Annotated in this window: 16 protein-coding genes and 1 pseudogene; 10 read left to right on the top strand and 7 right to left on the bottom strand. The window is 75.8% G+C overall.

Features of this window, described 5'->3' with window-relative positions; genetic code table 11:
* Positions 1-38 precede the first annotated feature (38 nt).
* On the bottom strand, positions 39-884 hold the full coding sequence (locus JKP75_RS03135) for an ABC transporter permease (protein WP_200489222.1): 846 nt from the start codon (positions 882-884) through the stop codon (positions 39-41).
* Positions 881-1,795, bottom strand: a complete 915-nt coding sequence (locus JKP75_RS03130) for an ABC transporter ATP-binding protein (RefSeq protein ID WP_200489223.1) — start codon at positions 1,793-1,795, stop codon at positions 881-883. The genes JKP75_RS03135 and JKP75_RS03130 overlap by 4 nt, the downstream gene beginning before the upstream one ends.
* 237 nt (positions 1,796-2,032) lie before the next feature.
* Between JKP75_RS03130 and JKP75_RS03125 the strand changes: the two genes are divergently transcribed.
* From JKP75_RS03125 to JKP75_RS03110, 5 genes and pseudogenes are all read left to right on the top strand, one after another.
* Positions 2,033-3,448, top strand: a complete 1,416-nt coding sequence (locus JKP75_RS03125) for an AlkA N-terminal domain-containing protein (protein WP_309229468.1) — start codon at positions 2,033-2,035, stop codon at positions 3,446-3,448.
* Positions 3,445-3,981, top strand: coding sequence for a methylated-DNA--[protein]-cysteine S-methyltransferase (locus tag JKP75_RS03120; RefSeq protein ID WP_200489225.1), 537 nt, complete (start codon positions 3,445-3,447; stop codon positions 3,979-3,981). The genes JKP75_RS03125 and JKP75_RS03120 overlap by 4 nt, the downstream gene beginning before the upstream one ends.
* Before the next feature lie 36 nt (positions 3,982-4,017).
* Positions 4,018-4,473 (top strand): annotated as a pseudogene (locus JKP75_RS20345) (DNA recombination protein RmuC); the annotation flags it as partial.
* A 73-nt stretch (positions 4,474-4,546) separates the two neighbouring features.
* Positions 4,547-5,140 carry a DNA recombination protein RmuC gene (locus tag JKP75_RS20340; protein WP_242472754.1) on the top strand — a complete coding sequence of 198 codons (594 nt, stop codon included), beginning with the start codon at positions 4,547-4,549 and terminating at the stop codon, positions 5,138-5,140.
* Positions 5,141-5,410: 270 nt separating this feature from the next.
* Positions 5,411-6,013: a DUF6542 domain-containing protein gene (locus tag JKP75_RS03110; RefSeq protein WP_200489226.1), complete on the top strand. Its 603-nt coding sequence runs from the start codon at positions 5,411-5,413 to the stop codon at positions 6,011-6,013.
* A gap of 64 nt (positions 6,014-6,077) precedes the next feature.
* Here the strand turns inward: JKP75_RS03110 and JKP75_RS03105 are convergent, their stop codons facing one another.
* Entirely contained in the window at positions 6,078-7,046 is a 969-nt protein-coding gene (locus JKP75_RS03105; protein WP_200489227.1) for a 4-hydroxy-3-methylbut-2-enyl diphosphate reductase, read from the bottom strand.
* Between the two features lie 125 nt (positions 7,047-7,171).
* On the opposite strand from JKP75_RS03105, the gene JKP75_RS03100 reads away from it, so the two are divergent.
* The 3 genes from JKP75_RS03100 (at position 7,172) to xseB (ending at position 9,680) form a co-directional block, all read left to right on the top strand.
* Positions 7,172-8,176, top strand: a complete 1,005-nt coding sequence (locus tag JKP75_RS03100) for a lipid droplet-associated protein (RefSeq protein WP_200489228.1) — start codon at positions 7,172-7,174, stop codon at positions 8,174-8,176.
* Between the two features lie 49 nt (positions 8,177-8,225).
* Entirely contained in the window at positions 8,226-9,449 is a 1,224-nt protein-coding gene (gene xseA / locus JKP75_RS03095; RefSeq protein WP_200489229.1) for an exodeoxyribonuclease VII large subunit, read from the top strand.
* 90 nt (positions 9,450-9,539) lie between these two features.
* Complete coding sequence (gene xseB / locus JKP75_RS20335; RefSeq protein ID WP_309229676.1) at positions 9,540-9,680, top strand: exodeoxyribonuclease VII small subunit; 141 nt, start codon at positions 9,540-9,542, stop codon at positions 9,678-9,680.
* A gap of 2 nt (positions 9,681-9,682) precedes the next feature.
* On the opposite strand, the gene JKP75_RS03085 is transcribed toward xseB, so the two are convergent.
* Positions 9,683-9,967, bottom strand: a complete 285-nt coding sequence (locus JKP75_RS03085) for a hypothetical protein (RefSeq protein ID WP_200489231.1) — start codon at positions 9,965-9,967, stop codon at positions 9,683-9,685.
* 143 nt (positions 9,968-10,110) lie between these two features.
* Positions 10,111-10,569 (bottom strand): DUF4245 domain-containing protein, encoded by a 459-nt coding sequence (locus JKP75_RS20330; protein WP_375539231.1) that lies wholly within the window; start codon positions 10,567-10,569, stop codon positions 10,111-10,113.
* Between the two features lie 293 nt (positions 10,570-10,862).
* On the opposite strand from JKP75_RS20330, the gene glpX reads away from it, so the two are divergent.
* Positions 10,863-11,906 carry a class II fructose-bisphosphatase gene (gene glpX / locus JKP75_RS03075; protein ID WP_200489233.1) on the top strand — a complete coding sequence of 348 codons (1,044 nt, stop codon included), beginning with the start codon at positions 10,863-10,865 and terminating at the stop codon, positions 11,904-11,906.
* Positions 11,907-12,022: 116 nt separating this feature from the next.
* Here the strand turns inward: glpX and JKP75_RS03070 are convergent, their stop codons facing one another.
* Positions 12,023-12,670, bottom strand: a complete 648-nt coding sequence (locus JKP75_RS03070; RefSeq protein ID WP_200489234.1) for a DUF1707 domain-containing protein — start codon at positions 12,668-12,670, stop codon at positions 12,023-12,025.
* 67 nt (positions 12,671-12,737) lie between these two features.
* Positions 12,738-13,364, bottom strand: coding sequence for a hypothetical protein (locus JKP75_RS03065; RefSeq protein WP_200489235.1), 627 nt, complete (start codon positions 13,362-13,364; stop codon positions 12,738-12,740).
* A 156-nt stretch (positions 13,365-13,520) separates the two neighbouring features.
* Between JKP75_RS03065 and JKP75_RS03060 the strand changes: the two genes are divergently transcribed.
* Positions 13,521-14,924 (top strand): aspartate ammonia-lyase, encoded by a 1,404-nt coding sequence (locus JKP75_RS03060; RefSeq protein WP_200489236.1) that lies wholly within the window; start codon positions 13,521-13,523, stop codon positions 14,922-14,924.
* Positions 14,925-14,935: the final 11 nt, after the last annotated feature.

The raw sequence follows: 14,935 nt of genomic DNA, 5'->3' as shown, positions 1-14,935 counted from the left end.
CCGCGGGGGGCCCGGCGGACCGCATCCCCAGGGCGAGGTCATCCCTCGCCCCGCCGCCAGCGGAACGTGCGCACGCAGACCACGACGCCGATGATCACCCATGCGCCCAGCACCAGGGCGGTCCTGCCGTGCTCCCACGACCCGGCGACCTCCCCGGCCGCGGCCTGGTCGGGCAGGAGCACAGACCGCATGCCCTGCGTCAGCCACTTCAGCGGGAAGACCGCGGCCACCTGCTGCATCCACGGCGGCAGCTCGGCGAAGACGAAGAAGACGCCGGAGAAGAACTGCAGGACGACGGAGAAGCCGGTGATCCCCGCGGACGCCGCCCGGGCGCTGCCGACGAACGGTGAGACCGCGATGCCGAGCACCGTGCCCGCGAGGACGCCGAGCAGGGCGACCCAGCCGAAGGTCAGCCAGCGCCCCGCGTCGGCCGGCAAGGGGACGTCGTAGGCCAGCCGCGCGACGGTCAGCAGCAGGGCGAGCTGCACCGCCGTCGTGAGCACGACCTGCCCGGCCTTGCCGATCACGTAGGCCGCGGGCGGCGCGCCGAGCAGCTGCAGCCGAGCGAGGTCGCCGCGCTCGCGCTCCTCGGCGATCGCGATGCCGACCGCCTGGAAGCTGGTCAGCATGATCCCGGTGGCCGCGATGCCGGCGAGGAAGTAGTCCTCGAACCGGACGTCGGGGCCGGTCGTCTCGCCGCCGAAGACCGAGCCGAAGATCAGCAGCATGATCACGGGATAGGCGAAGGAGAACACCACCTGCCCGGGGTCGCGGAGGTAGAGCCGCAGCTCCAGCCCGATCCGGGCCAGCCCGATCGGCAGCGCGCCGGGCGGCTTCGGCCGGGTGTCGGCGCGGACGTCGGCGGGTGGAGTGGTGAGCGTCATCGGAGGACTCCTTCGGGAGCGGGCTCGGCAGGAGCAGCCCCGACCAGCTGCAGGTAGACCTCTTCCAGGGTGGGCCGGGTGACGGTCAGGTCGGGCAGCGCGACCCGCGGCCCGGTGGTGAGCAGGTCGCGCAGCACGACGTCGGGCTCGGTGGTGACGACGGAACGGACGCCGCTGCCCTCCCGCCAGCGCACCGTCGCGCGACGGCGCAGCTCCCCGCCCATCTGCTCCGGCGGCGCGACGTCGGCGAGCCGGCCGGCGTCGATTACGCCCACCCGGTCGGCCAGGTGCGCGGCCTCGTCGAGGTAGTGGGTGGTCAGCAGGATCGTCGTGCCGCCCTCCCGCAGGCGCTGGAGCACCGCCCAGAACTGCCGCCGGGCGACCGGGTCGAGGCCGGTCGTCGGCTCGTCGAGGAAGAGCAGCTCCGGCCGGCCCTGCATGCTCAGGGCCACCTCCAGCCGGCGGCGCTGCCCGCCGGAGAGCCGCGCCGCCCGCGTGCCGGCCGCCTCGGTGAGGCCGACGGCGGCGATCAGCTCGTCGGCGCCCGCCGACCGGGAGTGGTAGACGGCGAAGTGGTCCAGCGTCTCCCGGACGGTCAGGGCGTTGCCGTCGCCGGTGGCCTGCCCCACCACCCCGATCCGGGCCCGCCAGGTCCGGTCGCCGGCGGCCGGGTCCACGCCCAGCACGCGGACCTCGCCGCCGTCGCGGCGGCGCAACCCCTCCAGGATCTCCACGGTCGTCGTCTTGCCGGCACCGTTCGGGCCCAGCAGCGCGAACACCTCGCCCGGGTGGACGTCGAGGTCGAGCCCGTCCACCACCGCCCGGTCGCCGTAGCGCTTGACCAGGCCGCGCACCCGCACGGCCGGTCCGTCCGCGCGCAGCCCGTGCGGCGAGGTCCCTGTCGTCGTCATGCACCGAGCCTGCCGACGACGGCGGCCGGCCCGGGACCGCCGAAGCGCTGGTCCCCCGTCCACCGACCGGTGGACGGGGCCCGCCGGCCGGCGGCGACGGCGGTGTCCGAAACCCGCCGGTCCTCCCCGTCGGCGGCTGTCATGCTCGAACCGTGACCACACCGACCGACCACGAGCACCGCTACCGCGCGGTGGCCGGCCGCGACGCGCGGTTCGACGGCTGGTTCGTCACGGGCGGTGCGCACGACCGGCATCTACTGCCGCCCGTCCTGCCCGGCCCGCACCCCGAAGTCCTCGAACGTCTCGTTCTTCAGCACCGCGGCCGGCGCGCAGGCGGCCGGCTACCGCGCCTGCCGCCGCTGCCGGCCCGACGCGGTGCCCGGCTCCCCCGAGTGGGACGTGCGCGCCGACGTCGTCGCCCGGGCGATGCGGCTGATCGCCGACGGCGAGGTGGAGCGCTCCGGCGTGCCCGGCGTCGCCCGGCGGCTGGGGTACTCGGAGCGCCAGCTGCACCGGCTCGTCGTCGGCGAGCTCGGCGTCGGCCCCCTCGCCCTGGCGCGGGCCCAGCGCGCGCAGACCGCCCGGCTGCTCATCGAGACCACCGACCTGCCGATGGCCGACGTCGCCTTCGCCGCCGGGTTCGCCAGCATCCGCCAGTTCAACGACACGGTCCGCGAGGTCTTCGCGAGCACCCCCACCGAGCTGCGCCGCCGCCCCGCCACCGCGCCGGGCGGCACCCCCGGGTGGCTGACCCTGCGGCTGGCCGCCCGCGCGCCCTACGACGCCGCCGAGGTGCTGCTCTTCCTGGGCGCGCACGCCGTCCCCGGGCTGGAGGAGTGGGACGGCGTCACCTTCTCCCGCGTGCTGGACCTCCCGCACGGGCCGGGCGTCGTCCGCCTCTCCCCCGCTCCCGACGGCGGAGCCGCGGTGGTCGCCCGGCTGCAGGTCGCCCAGCTGCGCGATCTCGGCACCGCGGTCAGCCGGTGCCGGCGGATGCTCGACCTGGACGCCGACCCGGTCGCCGTCGACGCCGTCCTCGGTGCCGATCCCGCGCTGGCCGGCCTGGTCGCCGGCGCCCCCGGCCGCCGGGTGCCCGGTTCGCCGGACGGGCCCGAGCTCGCCGTCCGCGCGGTGCTCGGGCAGCAGGTCTCGGTGGCCGGTGCGCGCACCCTCACCGCGCGGCTGCTGGCCGCGGCCGGCGCCCCGCTGCCGGCGCCGGTGGGCACGCTGACCCACGCCTTCCCCCGCCCCGAGGCACTGGCCGCGGCCGACCTGGGCGCGGTCGGGCTGACCGGCGCGCGCCGCGCCACGGTGCACGCGCTGGCCGCCGCCCTCGTCGGCGGCGACGTGGCGCTGGACCCGGGCGCCGACCGCGACGCGGCGGCGCGGGCGCTGCTCGCGGTCCGCGGCATCGGGCCCTGGACGGCGGCGCTGGTCGCCCTCCGCGGCCTGGCCGATCCCGACGTGTGGCTGCCCGGTGACCTGGCGTTGCGACGCTCGCTGGCCACCCTCGGCAGCACCGACATCGAGGCCGCAGGACGCTGGCGCCCGTGGCGTTCCTACGCGGTGATGCACCTGTGGGCGCTGGCCGCGCCGTCCTTCTTCACCCGCCCGGCCGCCGCGGCGGTCCCCCCGGAAAGGAGCGCCTCATGACTGCTCGTGCCGCGCGCTACGCGACCGTGCCCACGCCTCCCGGGCCGTTCACCGTCGTGGTCGCCGACGGGCCGGGCGACGACGACGTCGTCCTGGCCAGCGGCTGGACCGACGACGTCGCCGAGCTGCTCCCGGTGGTGCACCGCTCGCTGCGGCCCACCTGGGTCGAGCGCGCCGACGACCTGCCCGTGCTGGAGGCCGTCGAGGCGTTCTTCGCCGGCGACGTGGCCGCGATCGACGACGTGCCGGTCCGGCAGCGCTCGGGCCCCTTCCTCGAGGACGCCTGGACCGTGCTGCGCAGCGTCCCCCCGGGCGAGCCGGACACCTACACCTCCTTCGCCGCCCGGTGCGGACGGCCGACGGCCGTGCGCGCCGCGGCCAGCGCGTGCGCCCGCAACGCCGCCGCGTTGTTCGTCCCGTGCCACCGCGTGCTCGCCTCCAGCGGCGGCCTGGGCGGCTTCCGCTGGGGGACGGCGGTGAAGCGCGAGCTGCTCGACCACGAGGCGCGCCACGCGCCGCTCGCCGTCGCCTAGCCGGTTCTGTCGGACCCGTCGGGCAGCCTCGGGGGCATGGACGCCGCTTCCCTGCTCCTCGGGCTCCTCCTCGGTGCGCTGCTCGCCACGGCGGTCACGCTCGGCGTGGTCGCCCTGCTCGCCCGCCGCCGCCCCACCGACAGCGGGCTGGAGCCCGTGCACGAGTCGCTGGACCACCTGCACCGGCTGCTCGCCGGCATCGAGCGGGCGCGCGCCACCGCGCACGGCGAGCTCCGCGAGCAGATGGGCACCGTTGGCCTCACCTCGGCCCAGCTGCAGCAGGAGACGGCGGCGCTGGTGACGGCGCTGCGCACGCCGCACGTGCGCGGCCGGTGGGGCGAGGTGCAGCTGCGCCGGGTCGTGGAACTGGCCGGCCTGCTCGAGCACTGCGACTTCGTCGAGCAGCCCTCGAGCACCAACGACGAGGGCGCCGGCGTGCGCCCCGACCTGGTGGTCACCCTGGCCGACGGCCGCCAGGTGGTGGTCGACGCCAAGGTGCCGTTCACCGGGTACATCGAGGCGGTGCAGGCCACCGACCCGGCGGTCCGCCGACCAGCGGGTGGCGATGCACGCCCGGCAGCTGCGCGCGCACGTCGACGCGCTCGCCGCCCGGCGCTACCCGACCGCGTTCCGGCCGGCCGCGCCCTTCACCGTGCTCTTCGTGCCGTCGGACGGCTTCCTCATCACCGCGCTGGAGGCCGAGCCCGGGCTGCTGGAGCACGGCTTCTCGCGGGACGTCGTCCTGGCCACGCCGAGCACCCTGCTGGCCCTGCTGCGCACGGTGGCCTACTCCTGGCGGCAGGAGCGGCTGGCCCGGGACGCCGACCAGGTGCTCGAGGTGGGGCGGAAGCTGCACGCCCGGCTCAGCACGCTGTCGGGGCACATCACCCGGCTCGGCTCCGCGCTGGGCACGACCATGACCCGGTTCAACGAGACGGTCGGCTCCTACGAGCGCTCGGTGCTCACCGCGGCCCGCCGGTTCGACGACCTCGGCATCGCCGAGCAGCCGGTCCCGTCGCCCGCGCCGCTGGAGGCGACGGTGCGCACGCTGCGGCCCGAGCCCGGCGACGGCACCGACGCCGTCGTCCTGGACGGCGAGGACCGGTTCGACGCCGGCCGCCGGTACGACGACGGGGGGCGGGACGGCACCCACGGCTGACCCCGCCGGCCCTCCGGCGCACCGTCCGTCACACCCCTCACTCCGAGTCTCTTCGTCGACACGGTCGGGGTGGCGACGCGAGCCCCTCCTCCGCCGAACTTGCCTTGTCCCTCGCTACCGTGACGATCGAGGGACGGCCACCCGGGCCCGACCGCGGTGGAACGGAGGTGCGCCATGGCCACGGCACGTACGGCCGATTCATGGCGGCCCGGCGGGGGCTCTCCCGACCGGTCCTTCCCCGGGTCGCGCATGCCCCGTGAGGAACGTGCCATGAACCCCGACCGCAGCGCCCGGGCCGGTCGCCCGCCCGTGCCCCCGCGCGGAGGGCGCCCCGGCGACAGCCGCCCGCTCCCCCCGCGCCGCGACTCGATCCGTCCGGCCGACCGCGCATCCGGTGCCCGGCCGTCCGGCCGCCCCGCGCCGTCCCGCCCGGCCGAGGGCCGGGCCGCCGGAGGCCGCGCCGCCGAGAAGCGGGCCGCGGCACAGCGCGTCCGCGTGGACACCCGCTCGTCGACCGGCGGCAGCCAGGTCCGCGGCCTGGTCGCGGTGCTCGGCGTCTTCCTGGTGACCCTCGCGGGCGCGGCCGTCGACTCCTACACCGGCGTCGGCCTGGGCCGGATCACCCTGGCGGCCCTGCTCGGCTCGACCACGGTCGCCACCCTCGTGGTGCGCCGCCGCGACCTGGTCTCCGTCGTCGTCTCCCCGCCGCTGGTCTTCATCGCGGTCGCCGCGCTCAACATCGGGCTGGCCCCGTCGGCGACGTTCAGCGCCCCCACGGTCGCCACGCTGCTGATCCGCGGCTTCCCGACGATGGCCATGGCCACCGTCGTGGCGCTGGTCCTCGCCCTCTTCCGGGCGATCGCCCGCCGCTGACCTCCCGGATGCAGAAGAGCCCGTCCCCGCTGCCGCGGGGACGGGCTCTCGTGCATCCGGGGCGTCAGTCGCCGGTGGACTGCGCCTTCTCGGCGCGCCGCAGCTCGTGCGGCAGCGCGAAGACCAGCCGCTCCTCGGCGGCCTTGACCGTCGAGACGTCGGCGTAGCCGCGCGCGGCCAGCCAGTCGAGCACCTCGCTGACCAGGATCTCCGGGACGGAGGCGCCGCTGGTGACGCCGACGGTGCCCACGCCCTCGAGCCACGCCTCGTCGATCTCGGCGGCGTAGTCGACCAGGTAGGAGGCGCGGGAGCCGGCCTCGAGGGCCACCTCCACCAGCCGCACCGAGTTCGAGGAGTTCGTCGAACCGACGACCAGCACGAGGTCGCACTCGGCCGCCATCTGCTTGACCGCCTGCTGGCGGTTCTGCGTGGCGTAGCAGATGTCGTCGCTCGGCGGGGACTGCAGACCGGGGAAGCGGTTCTTCAGCTGGTCGACCGTCGCCAGGGTCTCGTCGACCGAGAGGGTGGTCTGGGACAGCCACACGACCTTCTCGGGATCGCGCACCTGGACGTTGGCGACGTCGTCGGCACCGTCGACGAGCTGGATGTGGGCGGGCGCCTCACCGGCGGTGCCCTCGACCTCCTCGTGCCCGCGGTGGCCGATGAGCAGGATGTCGTAGTCGTCGCGGGCGAAGCGCTTGGCCTCCTGGTGCACCTTGGTCACCAGCGGGCAGGTCGCGTCGATGGTGCGCAGCTGCCGGTCGGCCGCCTCCTGGTGCACCGCCGGGGAGACCCCGTGGGCGCTGAAGACGACGACGGAGCCCTCGGGCACCTCGGTCGTCTCGTCGACGAAGATCGCGCCCCGCCGCTCGAGCGTCGCCACGACGTGCTTGTTGTGCACGATCTGCTTCCGGACGTAGACGGGGGCGCCGTGGATCTCCAGGGCGCGTTCGACCGCCACCACCGCCCGGTCCACACCGGCGCAGTAACCCCGGGGATCGGCCAGCAGGACACGTCCGCGCTGATCTGCCATGCACCCAGCGTACGTGGGTGCGGACGCCTGCCGGGACTCCCGAGGGTGGCCCAGAACACCCTCCGGACGGGCACATCACCGGCGACGGGGGTGTCGGGGCGCGGTTGCTGGGGCAAGGTGGCCCCATGGCCCGTGAGATCCCTGAGGTTGTCCGCGCCGCTGCCGGCCTGGCCGCGACCGTCGTCGACGAAGCCCGCAAGCTCCCCGAGACCCTGCCGGGGCTCCCCGTGCGGGTCGTCGGCATGGCGATGCAGCACGCGATGAAGGTGCAGCAGCAGTACGCCGGCCTCGTCGCCCGCGGCGACGAGCTGTTCACCGGCATCCGCGGCGAGGCCGAACCGGGCCTGGCCACCTTCGACGACGACGGCGACGCCGCCCCCGCGCAGGGCTTCCGAGGCTCGGCGTTCGACCGCGCCGACGTCGTCCCCGACGAGGTGCCCGACGTCGTCGGTGCGCAGGACTCGGTGGAGACCTTCCTCGAGGAGGCGCCGGAGACCGAGGAGATCCTCGACGAGCTGGCCGTCGACGAGGCGATCGAGGCCGCCCCCACCCTCGAGGAGACCGCGCCGACCACGGGCGACGCCCCGGACGCCCCCGACGAGGACGAGCTCGCCATCGAGCTGCCCGTCGCCGGCGCGGCCGACACCGAGTCGGTCCCGACCTCGGTCGACGTCCTGGACGCCGACGGCAGCGGCATCGCCACCGTCGAGGCCACCGTCACCGACGAGGGCATCGCCGCCCCGGCGCCCGAGGACTACGCCGGCAGCGCCGACGACGGCACCGAGATCGCCCGGGGGGACGGCCCGATCGCCGCCGCCACCGGCCTGGCCGCCGGCGTCGACACCGGGGACGAGGCGCCGATCGCGGCCGGCGCCACCGTGGAGGCCCCGGCCGACGCGGACTCCTCCGGTGCGCCCACCGAGGCGCCCGTCGACGGGTACGACAGCTTCTCCGTCGCCCAGCTCCGCGGTCGGCTGCGCGGCTACGCGCTGAGCACCGTCTCCGACCTCGTCGCCTACGAGGAGGCCCACCAGGGCCGCGAGCCCTACCTGCGGATGCTGCGCAACCGGCTCGAGAAGCTCGAGGAGCAGGCGGTCGAGGCCAGCCCGCTGGCCCCCCGCGGCGCCTGACCCGCGCTCCCGGTCCGGGGGTGTCGGCAGCGTCTGACACCCTCGGACCGTGACCGCACCCTCCTCCCCCGAGGCGCCGTGGCCGGTGCGCACGGTCGCCCGCAAGGTCGCCGACTGGATCGGCCGGCTGGGCGAGGTCTGGGTCGAGGGCCAGGTGGCGCAGCTGTCCCGCCGCGGCAACGCCGCCACCGTCTTCCTGACCCTGCGCGACCCGGTGGCCGACCTCTCGGTGCCGGTCACCTGCCACCGCGACATCGCCGACCGGCCGGGCCTGGAGCTGACCGAGGGCGCGCGCGTCGTCGTCCGGGCGCGCCCCGACTACTACGTCGCCCGCGGCTCCTTCTCGCTGCGCGCCACCGAGATCCGCGCCGTCGGCCTCGGTGAGCTGCTCGCCCGCATCGAGCGGATCCGGCAGCTGCTTGCTGCCGAGGGGCTCTTCGACGTCGTCCGCAAGCGCCCGCTGCCCTTCGCGCCGGCTGTCGTCGGCGTCATCACCGGCCGGGACAGCGCCGCCGAGCGCGACGTCCTCGTCACCGCGCGCCGCCGCTGGCCCGCGGTCCGTTTCGCGGTGCACAACTGCGCGGTGCAGGGCCCGCAGGCCGCGGCCAACGTCATCGAGGGGCTGCGCGTGCTCGACGCCGACCCCGCGGTCGAGGTCATCGTCGTCGCCCGCGGCGGCGGCTCGGTCGAGGACCTGCTGCCCTTCTCCGACGAGGGCCTGGTGCGCGCCATCGCCGCGTGCCGGACGCCGGTGGTCACCGCGGTCGGCCACGAGACCGACACGACGCTGGTCGACCACGTCGCCGACGTGCGCGCCGCCACCCCCACCGACGCGGCGCACCGCGTCGTCCCCGAGATCGGCGAGCAGCGGCGGCTGGTCGAGGGCCTCCGCGCCCGCGCCCGCCACCTGCTCACCACCCGCGTCGAGCAGCAGGAGCGCTGGCTGGAGTCCCTGCGCAGCCGGCCCGTGCTCGCCAGCCCCGAGCGGCTGCTGCACGGCCGGGCCGACGACGTCGCCGCGCTGCGCACCCGTGCCCGCCGCACCGTGGTGCACCGGGTGGAGGCCGCCGAGCGCGACCTCGAGCACGCCCGCGCGCGGGTCGCGGCGCTGTCGCCGGCGGCGACCCTGGACCGCGGCTACGCGGTGGTGCAGCGCGCCGACGGGGCCCTCGTCCGGGATCCCGCCGAGGTGGCCGACGGCGAGCGGCTGCGGGTCCGGGTGAGCGGGGGCCGGCTGGACGTGCGGGTCGACCGGGAGGATGGGGAGCCATGAGCAGCACCGAGCAGACCACCGGGCCGGCCGAGGAGCCGACGACGACCTACGAGCAGGCCCGCGAGGAGCTCGCCGACGTCGGTCCGCCGACTGGAGGCCGGCGGGCTGACGCTCGAGGAGTCGCTGGCCCTGTGGGAGCGCGGCGAGGAGCTGGCCACGCTGTGCCAGCACTGGCTGGACCGGGCCCGCGAGCGCCTCGCGGCCGCCGCCCCGGCCGACGGCGAGGACTGAGCTCAGGCCGAGCGCCGCTCCCCCGCGCGGTCCGCGGCCGGCCGGTGGGCGATCTCCAGGCCCGCGTGCGCGAGCGCACCGAGGACGCGGTCGGCCCGCTGCCGGAGTCCCGCCAGGTCGGCGACGCCACCGCGCTCGACGAGGCACCGGGCGATCAGGTCCCGCACCGCGTCGTCGGCCGACGCCGGCGGGGTGCGGGCCGGGATGCGGGTGACCATGCCGCACGGGCACGACCCGCCCCGGGCCGGTGGCCGGTGGTCCCCGTGCGCGCAGACGTCGTCGTCCATGTCGGCTCCTCGTCCGGCCGGCTGCCGCGGTGGCGCCGGGCGTGCGGGGAGCCTGCTGCGTCCCCGCCCCGGCCGCCGCGCGACCGGCCGCGCGTCGGGCAGTCGTCGGGCACCCGACACGGAACCGCAATCAACGCCGGCGCTCAGCCCTCCGCGGGCGTGACGGCGGCCGCCACGGTGCGCAGCTCGTCGTCGGAGGCGGAGCCGCTGACGACGACGACCACGCCGTCGGCCTCGCGGGTCAGCGCGGTCTCCCCGCGCTCGGTGGTGAGCCGCTGCCACGGCTGCCCGCCGATGTCGACGGCCGCCTCGTCGGTGGCGCCGTCGAGCACGTCGCGGACCGGCTCGGCGCCCGGGTCGTCGCTGACGGCGAAGCCGGCGTACTCCCCCGACGGCGTCAGGTAGCCGATCTGCAGGGTGACCGCATCGCCCTCGCGGGCGTTCCCGGCGTCGGTGCGGGCGCTGGTCGGGCGGTACCCCTCCGGCAGCCCGGCCGGAGCCGGCACCGGGTACCCGGCCCGCTCCACGGCCAGCCGCACCGTGCTCGCCGGGTCGACCTCGCGCGGACGGTCTCCTCGCCGCTGGTGCGGAAGGCCTGCCAGGCGACGAGCAGCAGGCAGATCACGACCAGCGGCGCCAGCGAGCGGATCATGTTCGCCGCGCTCATCCGGTTCGCGCGCTCCACCGCCGGCGACGGCGCGGGAACCGCCACCGGCCCACCCGGGGACGCCGGGGCGTCCGGGGGGTCAGCGGGTCGCGGGCTCGTCGGGCCGACTTCGGTCATGCACATAGGATCGCAGGAGAGCTCACCCAGCCTGCCGCCCATGGCCTGCCTCCCGGGTTCGCCCTGCTCGCGGCGGGACGACGGATCGCAGGTCCCTCTCCAGGAGGTCCCGTGTCGCTGCCCGTTCCCGAAGGCCCCGTCTCCTCGAGCGGGAGCGCGTTCTCCACCGACCGCCCCGCCCCCGACCGGAACCTGGCCCTCGAGCTGGTGCGGGTCACCGAGGCGGCCGCGATGGCCGCCGGGCGCTGGGTCGGGCGCGGCGACAAGAACGGCGGCGACGGCGCGGCGGTCGACGCCATGCGCGCGCTCATCGGCACGGTGAGCATGAAGGGCGTCGTCGTCATCGGGGAGGGCGAGAAGGACGAGGCCCCGATGCTCTTCAACGGCGAGCAGGTGGGTGACGGGAACGGCCCCGAGTGCGACGTCGCCGTCGACCCGATCGACGGCACCACGCTCATGGCCAAGGGCATGCCGAACGCGATCGCCGTCATGGCGGTGGCCGAGCGCGGCGCCATGTACGACCCGTCGGCGGTCTTCTACATGGAGAAGCTGGCCACCGGCCCGGCCGCGGCCGACGTCGTCGACATCACCGTGCCGGTCGCGGAGAACATCCGCCGGGTCGCGAAGGCCAAGAAGAGCTCGGTCGGCGACGTCACCGTCTGCATCCTCGACCGGCCGCGGCACGCCGGGCTGGTGCAGGAGGTCCGGGAGGCCGGCGCCCGCATCAAGTTCATCACCGACGGCGACGTCGCCAGCGCGATCGCCGCGGCCCGCGAGGGCACCGGCGTCGACCTGATCCTCGGCATCGGCGGCACGCCGGAGGGGATCATCGCCGCGTGCGCGCTCAAGTGCATGGGCGGGACCTTCCAGGGCCGGCTCTGGCCCAAGGACGACGAGGAGCGGCAGAAGGCGCTCGACGCCGGCCACGACCTCGACCGCGTGCTGCACATCGACGACCTGGTGCGCGGCGACGTCTTCTTCGTCGCCACCGGCATCACCGACGGCGAGCTGCTGCGCGGCGTGCAGTACGGCGCCGGGGGCTGCACGACCCAGTCGCTGGTGATGCGCTCGAAGTCCGGCACGATCCGGTCGATCGAGAGCCTGCACTCGCTGGAGAAGCTGCGCGCCTACTCGGCCGTGCCCTTCGATTCCTGACGCGATCCTCCGGATCGCACCGCGGCCAGGAGCCGTCCCCGGGTAGGTGGAGCCCCCTCGTCCCACCTGCCGGGGACCCTCCGGGCCCCACTCGGCGCGACAGGGCCCCCTGCGGATCAGCCGGGTTCGGCCCGTCGTGCCAGCCGCTCCATCACCTGACGCCAGCGGCTGGCCGACTCCCCCGGGGCCAGGCTGCGCAGCTTCAGGTCGCCGAACACGGTGCGCCCGTGGACGACGACCCGCGGCGTGCCGGCCACCCGCGGCACCGCGGCCAGGTCGATCTTCCGGTCGCCGAGGACGGTGCGGCCGTGCAGCTGCGCGTCCACGCCCTCGGCGACGATCACCTCGACGTCGCCGAAGACGGTGGACAGGTGCAGCTCGAGCCGCTCGGCGTCGGTGCGCAGCCCGCGCAGGTCCACCCGGACGTCGCCGAAGACCGTGCTCGCGCGCAGCGGGACGCTCGGCCCGGAGAGCTTGATGTCCCCGAACACGCTGGTCTGGACCTCCGGGGCCCGGCTGCCGACGATCTCCACCGGCGGCTCGGCCGGGAGGTCCGCGACCAGGGCGGCCAGCTCCGCGGTGGTCACCGCCGCCCAGGCCGCGCCGGCCCGCTGACCGAACTCGTCGAGGTCCAGCCGGCCCTCGGCCAGCGCCTGCTGGAGCCGGGCGACCAGCGCCTCCCGGTCACCGTCGGAGGCGCGCACCCCCGGGGCGGCGGCGGGATCGGGCTCGGGGACGGCGGGCAGCGCGGCGTCGTCGGACACGGCTGCCGACGGTAGCCCAGCCGGTGCCCGGCGCGGCCGCCCCGGCGGGCGGTGGGCCCGCGGGCGCTCAGCTCGCGGGCGGGAAGGCGTCGACGCAGTAGACCTGACGGGCGTCGGTGTTGGACTGCCGGCCGGCGCAGCTGCCGCCGTACAGCTCGTAGGCCGACCCCACCGGCGACTGGTTGAACAGGTCGTCGCAGGCCTGCATGTCGCCGTCGTGGCACTCCTCGGCGTAGTCGTCGAGCTCCGGGTCGTCGCCCAGGCCCTCGGGTTCCGAGGTCGCGGCCGGGATCGACGACCCGCCGTCGGACCCCTCGTCGTCGGAGCGCAGCCCGACGACCAGCGCCACCGCCAGCGCGACGATCGCCACGGCGACGACGGAGAGCACGGTCACGAGGACCTTCCGGTTGCCCGACGGCGGCTGCGGGGCCTGGCCCCACGGCGGCACGGCGCCCGGCCCGCCCTGCTGCGGCTGCCCGTACGCGGCCTGGCCGTAGGGCGGCTGGCCATACGGCTGCTGGCCGTAGGGCGCCTGGCCGTACGGCGCCTGCCCGTAGGGCGGCTGGCCGTGGGGCTGCTGCCCGTACGGCTGCTGACCGTAGGGCTGCTGCGCCTCGGGAACGCCACCACCGCCGGCAGCGGGCTCACCGCCGGGAGCGGGCTCACCCGGGGGCGGGTACGGCGGCTGTGTCATCGGGCGCTCCTCGGTGCTCGGATCCGTCCGACGATGCTAGGGGGCGGCATCCCGGCGTCTGCCCACCTCCCGCGGACGGGGAGGCGTCGCGCGGCCGTGCCGGTGTCTAGGGTTCCCCGGAGCACTGTCACCATCCAGACACCCCGGGAGCACAGCGTGGCCACCCAGCAGGACGGCACCGACTACCGCATCGAGCACGACTCCATGGGGGAGGTCCGCGTTCCCGCCTGGGCCAAGTGGCGGGCCCAGACCCAGCGCGCCGTCGAGAACTTCCCGATCTCCGGCACCCCGATCGAGCGCGAGCTGATCGGCGCCCTCGCCGCCATCAAGGGCGCGGCGGCCGCCGTCAACGCCGACCTCGGCGTCCTCGACGCCGCCGTCGCCGGCGCCATCGGCGAGGCCGCGGCCTCGGTCGCCCGCGGCGAGTGGGACGAGCACTTCCCCATCGACGTCTTCCAGACCGGCTCGGGCACGTCGAGCAACATGAACACCAACGAGGTCATCGCCAGCCTCGCCACGGAGGCGCTCGGCAGCCCGGTGCACCCGAACGACCACGTGAACGCCTCGCAGTCGTCCAACGACGTCTTCCCGTCGGCGATCCACGTGGCCGCCACCAGCGCGATCGTCCGCGACCTGGTGCCGGCGCTGCGCCACCTCGAGCTGTCGCTGTCGCGCAAGGCCGACGAGTTCGCCACCGTGGTCAAGAGCGGCCGCACCCACCTCATGGACGCCACGCCGGTCACCCTCGGCCAGGAGTTCGGCGGCTACGCGGCCGCCGTCCGCTACGGCGTGGAGCGGCTCGAGGCCTCGCTCCCCCGCATCGCCGAGCTGCCGCTGGGCGGCACCGCCGTCGGCACCGGCATCAACACCCCGCCCGGCTTCGCCGCCGCCATCATCGAGCGGCTCTCGGGCGAGCTGGACCTGCCGCTCACCGAGGCGCGCGACCACTTCGAGGCGCAGAGCTCCCGCGACGGCCTGGTCGAGGCGTCGGGCCAGCTCAAGACGATCGCCGTCGGCCTGATCAAGATCGTCAACGACCTGCGCTGGATGGGTTCCGGCCCGCGCACCGGCCTGGGCGAGATCCAGCTCCCCGACCTCCAGCCCGGCAGCTCGATCATGCCCGGCAAGGTGAACCCGGTGATCCCCGAGGCGGTCATCCAGGTGGGCGCCCAGGTCATCGGCAACGACGCCGCGGTCACCTACGCCGGCACCACCGGCGTCTTCGAGCTCAACGTGACGCTGCCGCTCATGGCGCGCAACGTGCTCGAGTCGATCCGGCTGCTGGCCAACGTCAGCCGGCTGCTCGCCGACCGCTGCGTCGACGGCATCGTCGCCAACGTCGAGCAGTGCCGCGAGTACGCCGAGTCCTCTCCCTCGATCGTGACCCCGCTGAACAAGTACATCGGGTACGAGGAGGCCGCGATCGTGGCCAAGCAGTCGCTCAAGGAGCAGAAGACGATCCGCCAGGTCGTGCTCGAGCGCGGCTACGTCGAGCAGGGCAAGCTCACCGAGCAGCAGCTGGACGAGGCCCTCGACGTCCTCTCCATGACCCACCCCTGAGCTGCTCGTCG

The sequence above is a fragment of the Blastococcus sp. TML/M2B genome, assembly GCF_016612865.1.
GTDB lineage: Bacteria > Actinomycetota > Actinomycetes > Mycobacteriales > Geodermatophilaceae > Blastococcus.
Note: the sequence above shows the minus strand (reverse complement) of the source record. Positions and strands in the feature narration are given on the sequence as shown.

What these genes read in the sequence shown, in the direction of transcription:
- JKP75_RS03135 (WP_200489222.1), bottom strand. Translation starts at nt 884, where the DNA reads ATGACGCTCACCACTCCACCCGCCGACGTCCGCGCCGACACCCGGCCG.
- JKP75_RS03130 (WP_200489223.1), bottom strand. Translation starts at nt 1,795, where the DNA reads ATGACGACGACAGGGACCTCGCCGCACGGGCTGCGCGCGGACGGACCG.
- JKP75_RS03120 (WP_200489225.1), top strand. Translation starts at nt 3,445, where the DNA reads ATGACTGCTCGTGCCGCGCGCTACGCGACCGTGCCCACGCCTCCCGGG.
- JKP75_RS20340 (WP_242472754.1), top strand. Translation starts at nt 4,547, where the DNA reads ATGCACGCCCGGCAGCTGCGCGCGCACGTCGACGCGCTCGCCGCCCGG.
- JKP75_RS03110 (WP_200489226.1), top strand. Translation starts at nt 5,411, where the DNA reads ATGAACCCCGACCGCAGCGCCCGGGCCGGTCGCCCGCCCGTGCCCCCG.
- JKP75_RS03105 (WP_200489227.1), bottom strand. Translation starts at nt 7,046, where the DNA reads ATGGCAGATCAGCGCGGACGTGTCCTGCTGGCCGATCCCCGGGGTTAC.
- JKP75_RS03100 (WP_200489228.1), top strand. Translation starts at nt 7,172, where the DNA reads ATGGCCCGTGAGATCCCTGAGGTTGTCCGCGCCGCTGCCGGCCTGGCC.
- JKP75_RS03085 (WP_200489231.1), bottom strand. Translation starts at nt 9,967, where the DNA reads ATGGACGACGACGTCTGCGCGCACGGGGACCACCGGCCACCGGCCCGG.
- JKP75_RS03065 (WP_200489235.1), bottom strand. Translation starts at nt 13,364, where the DNA reads ATGACACAGCCGCCGTACCCGCCCCCGGGTGAGCCCGCTCCCGGCGGT.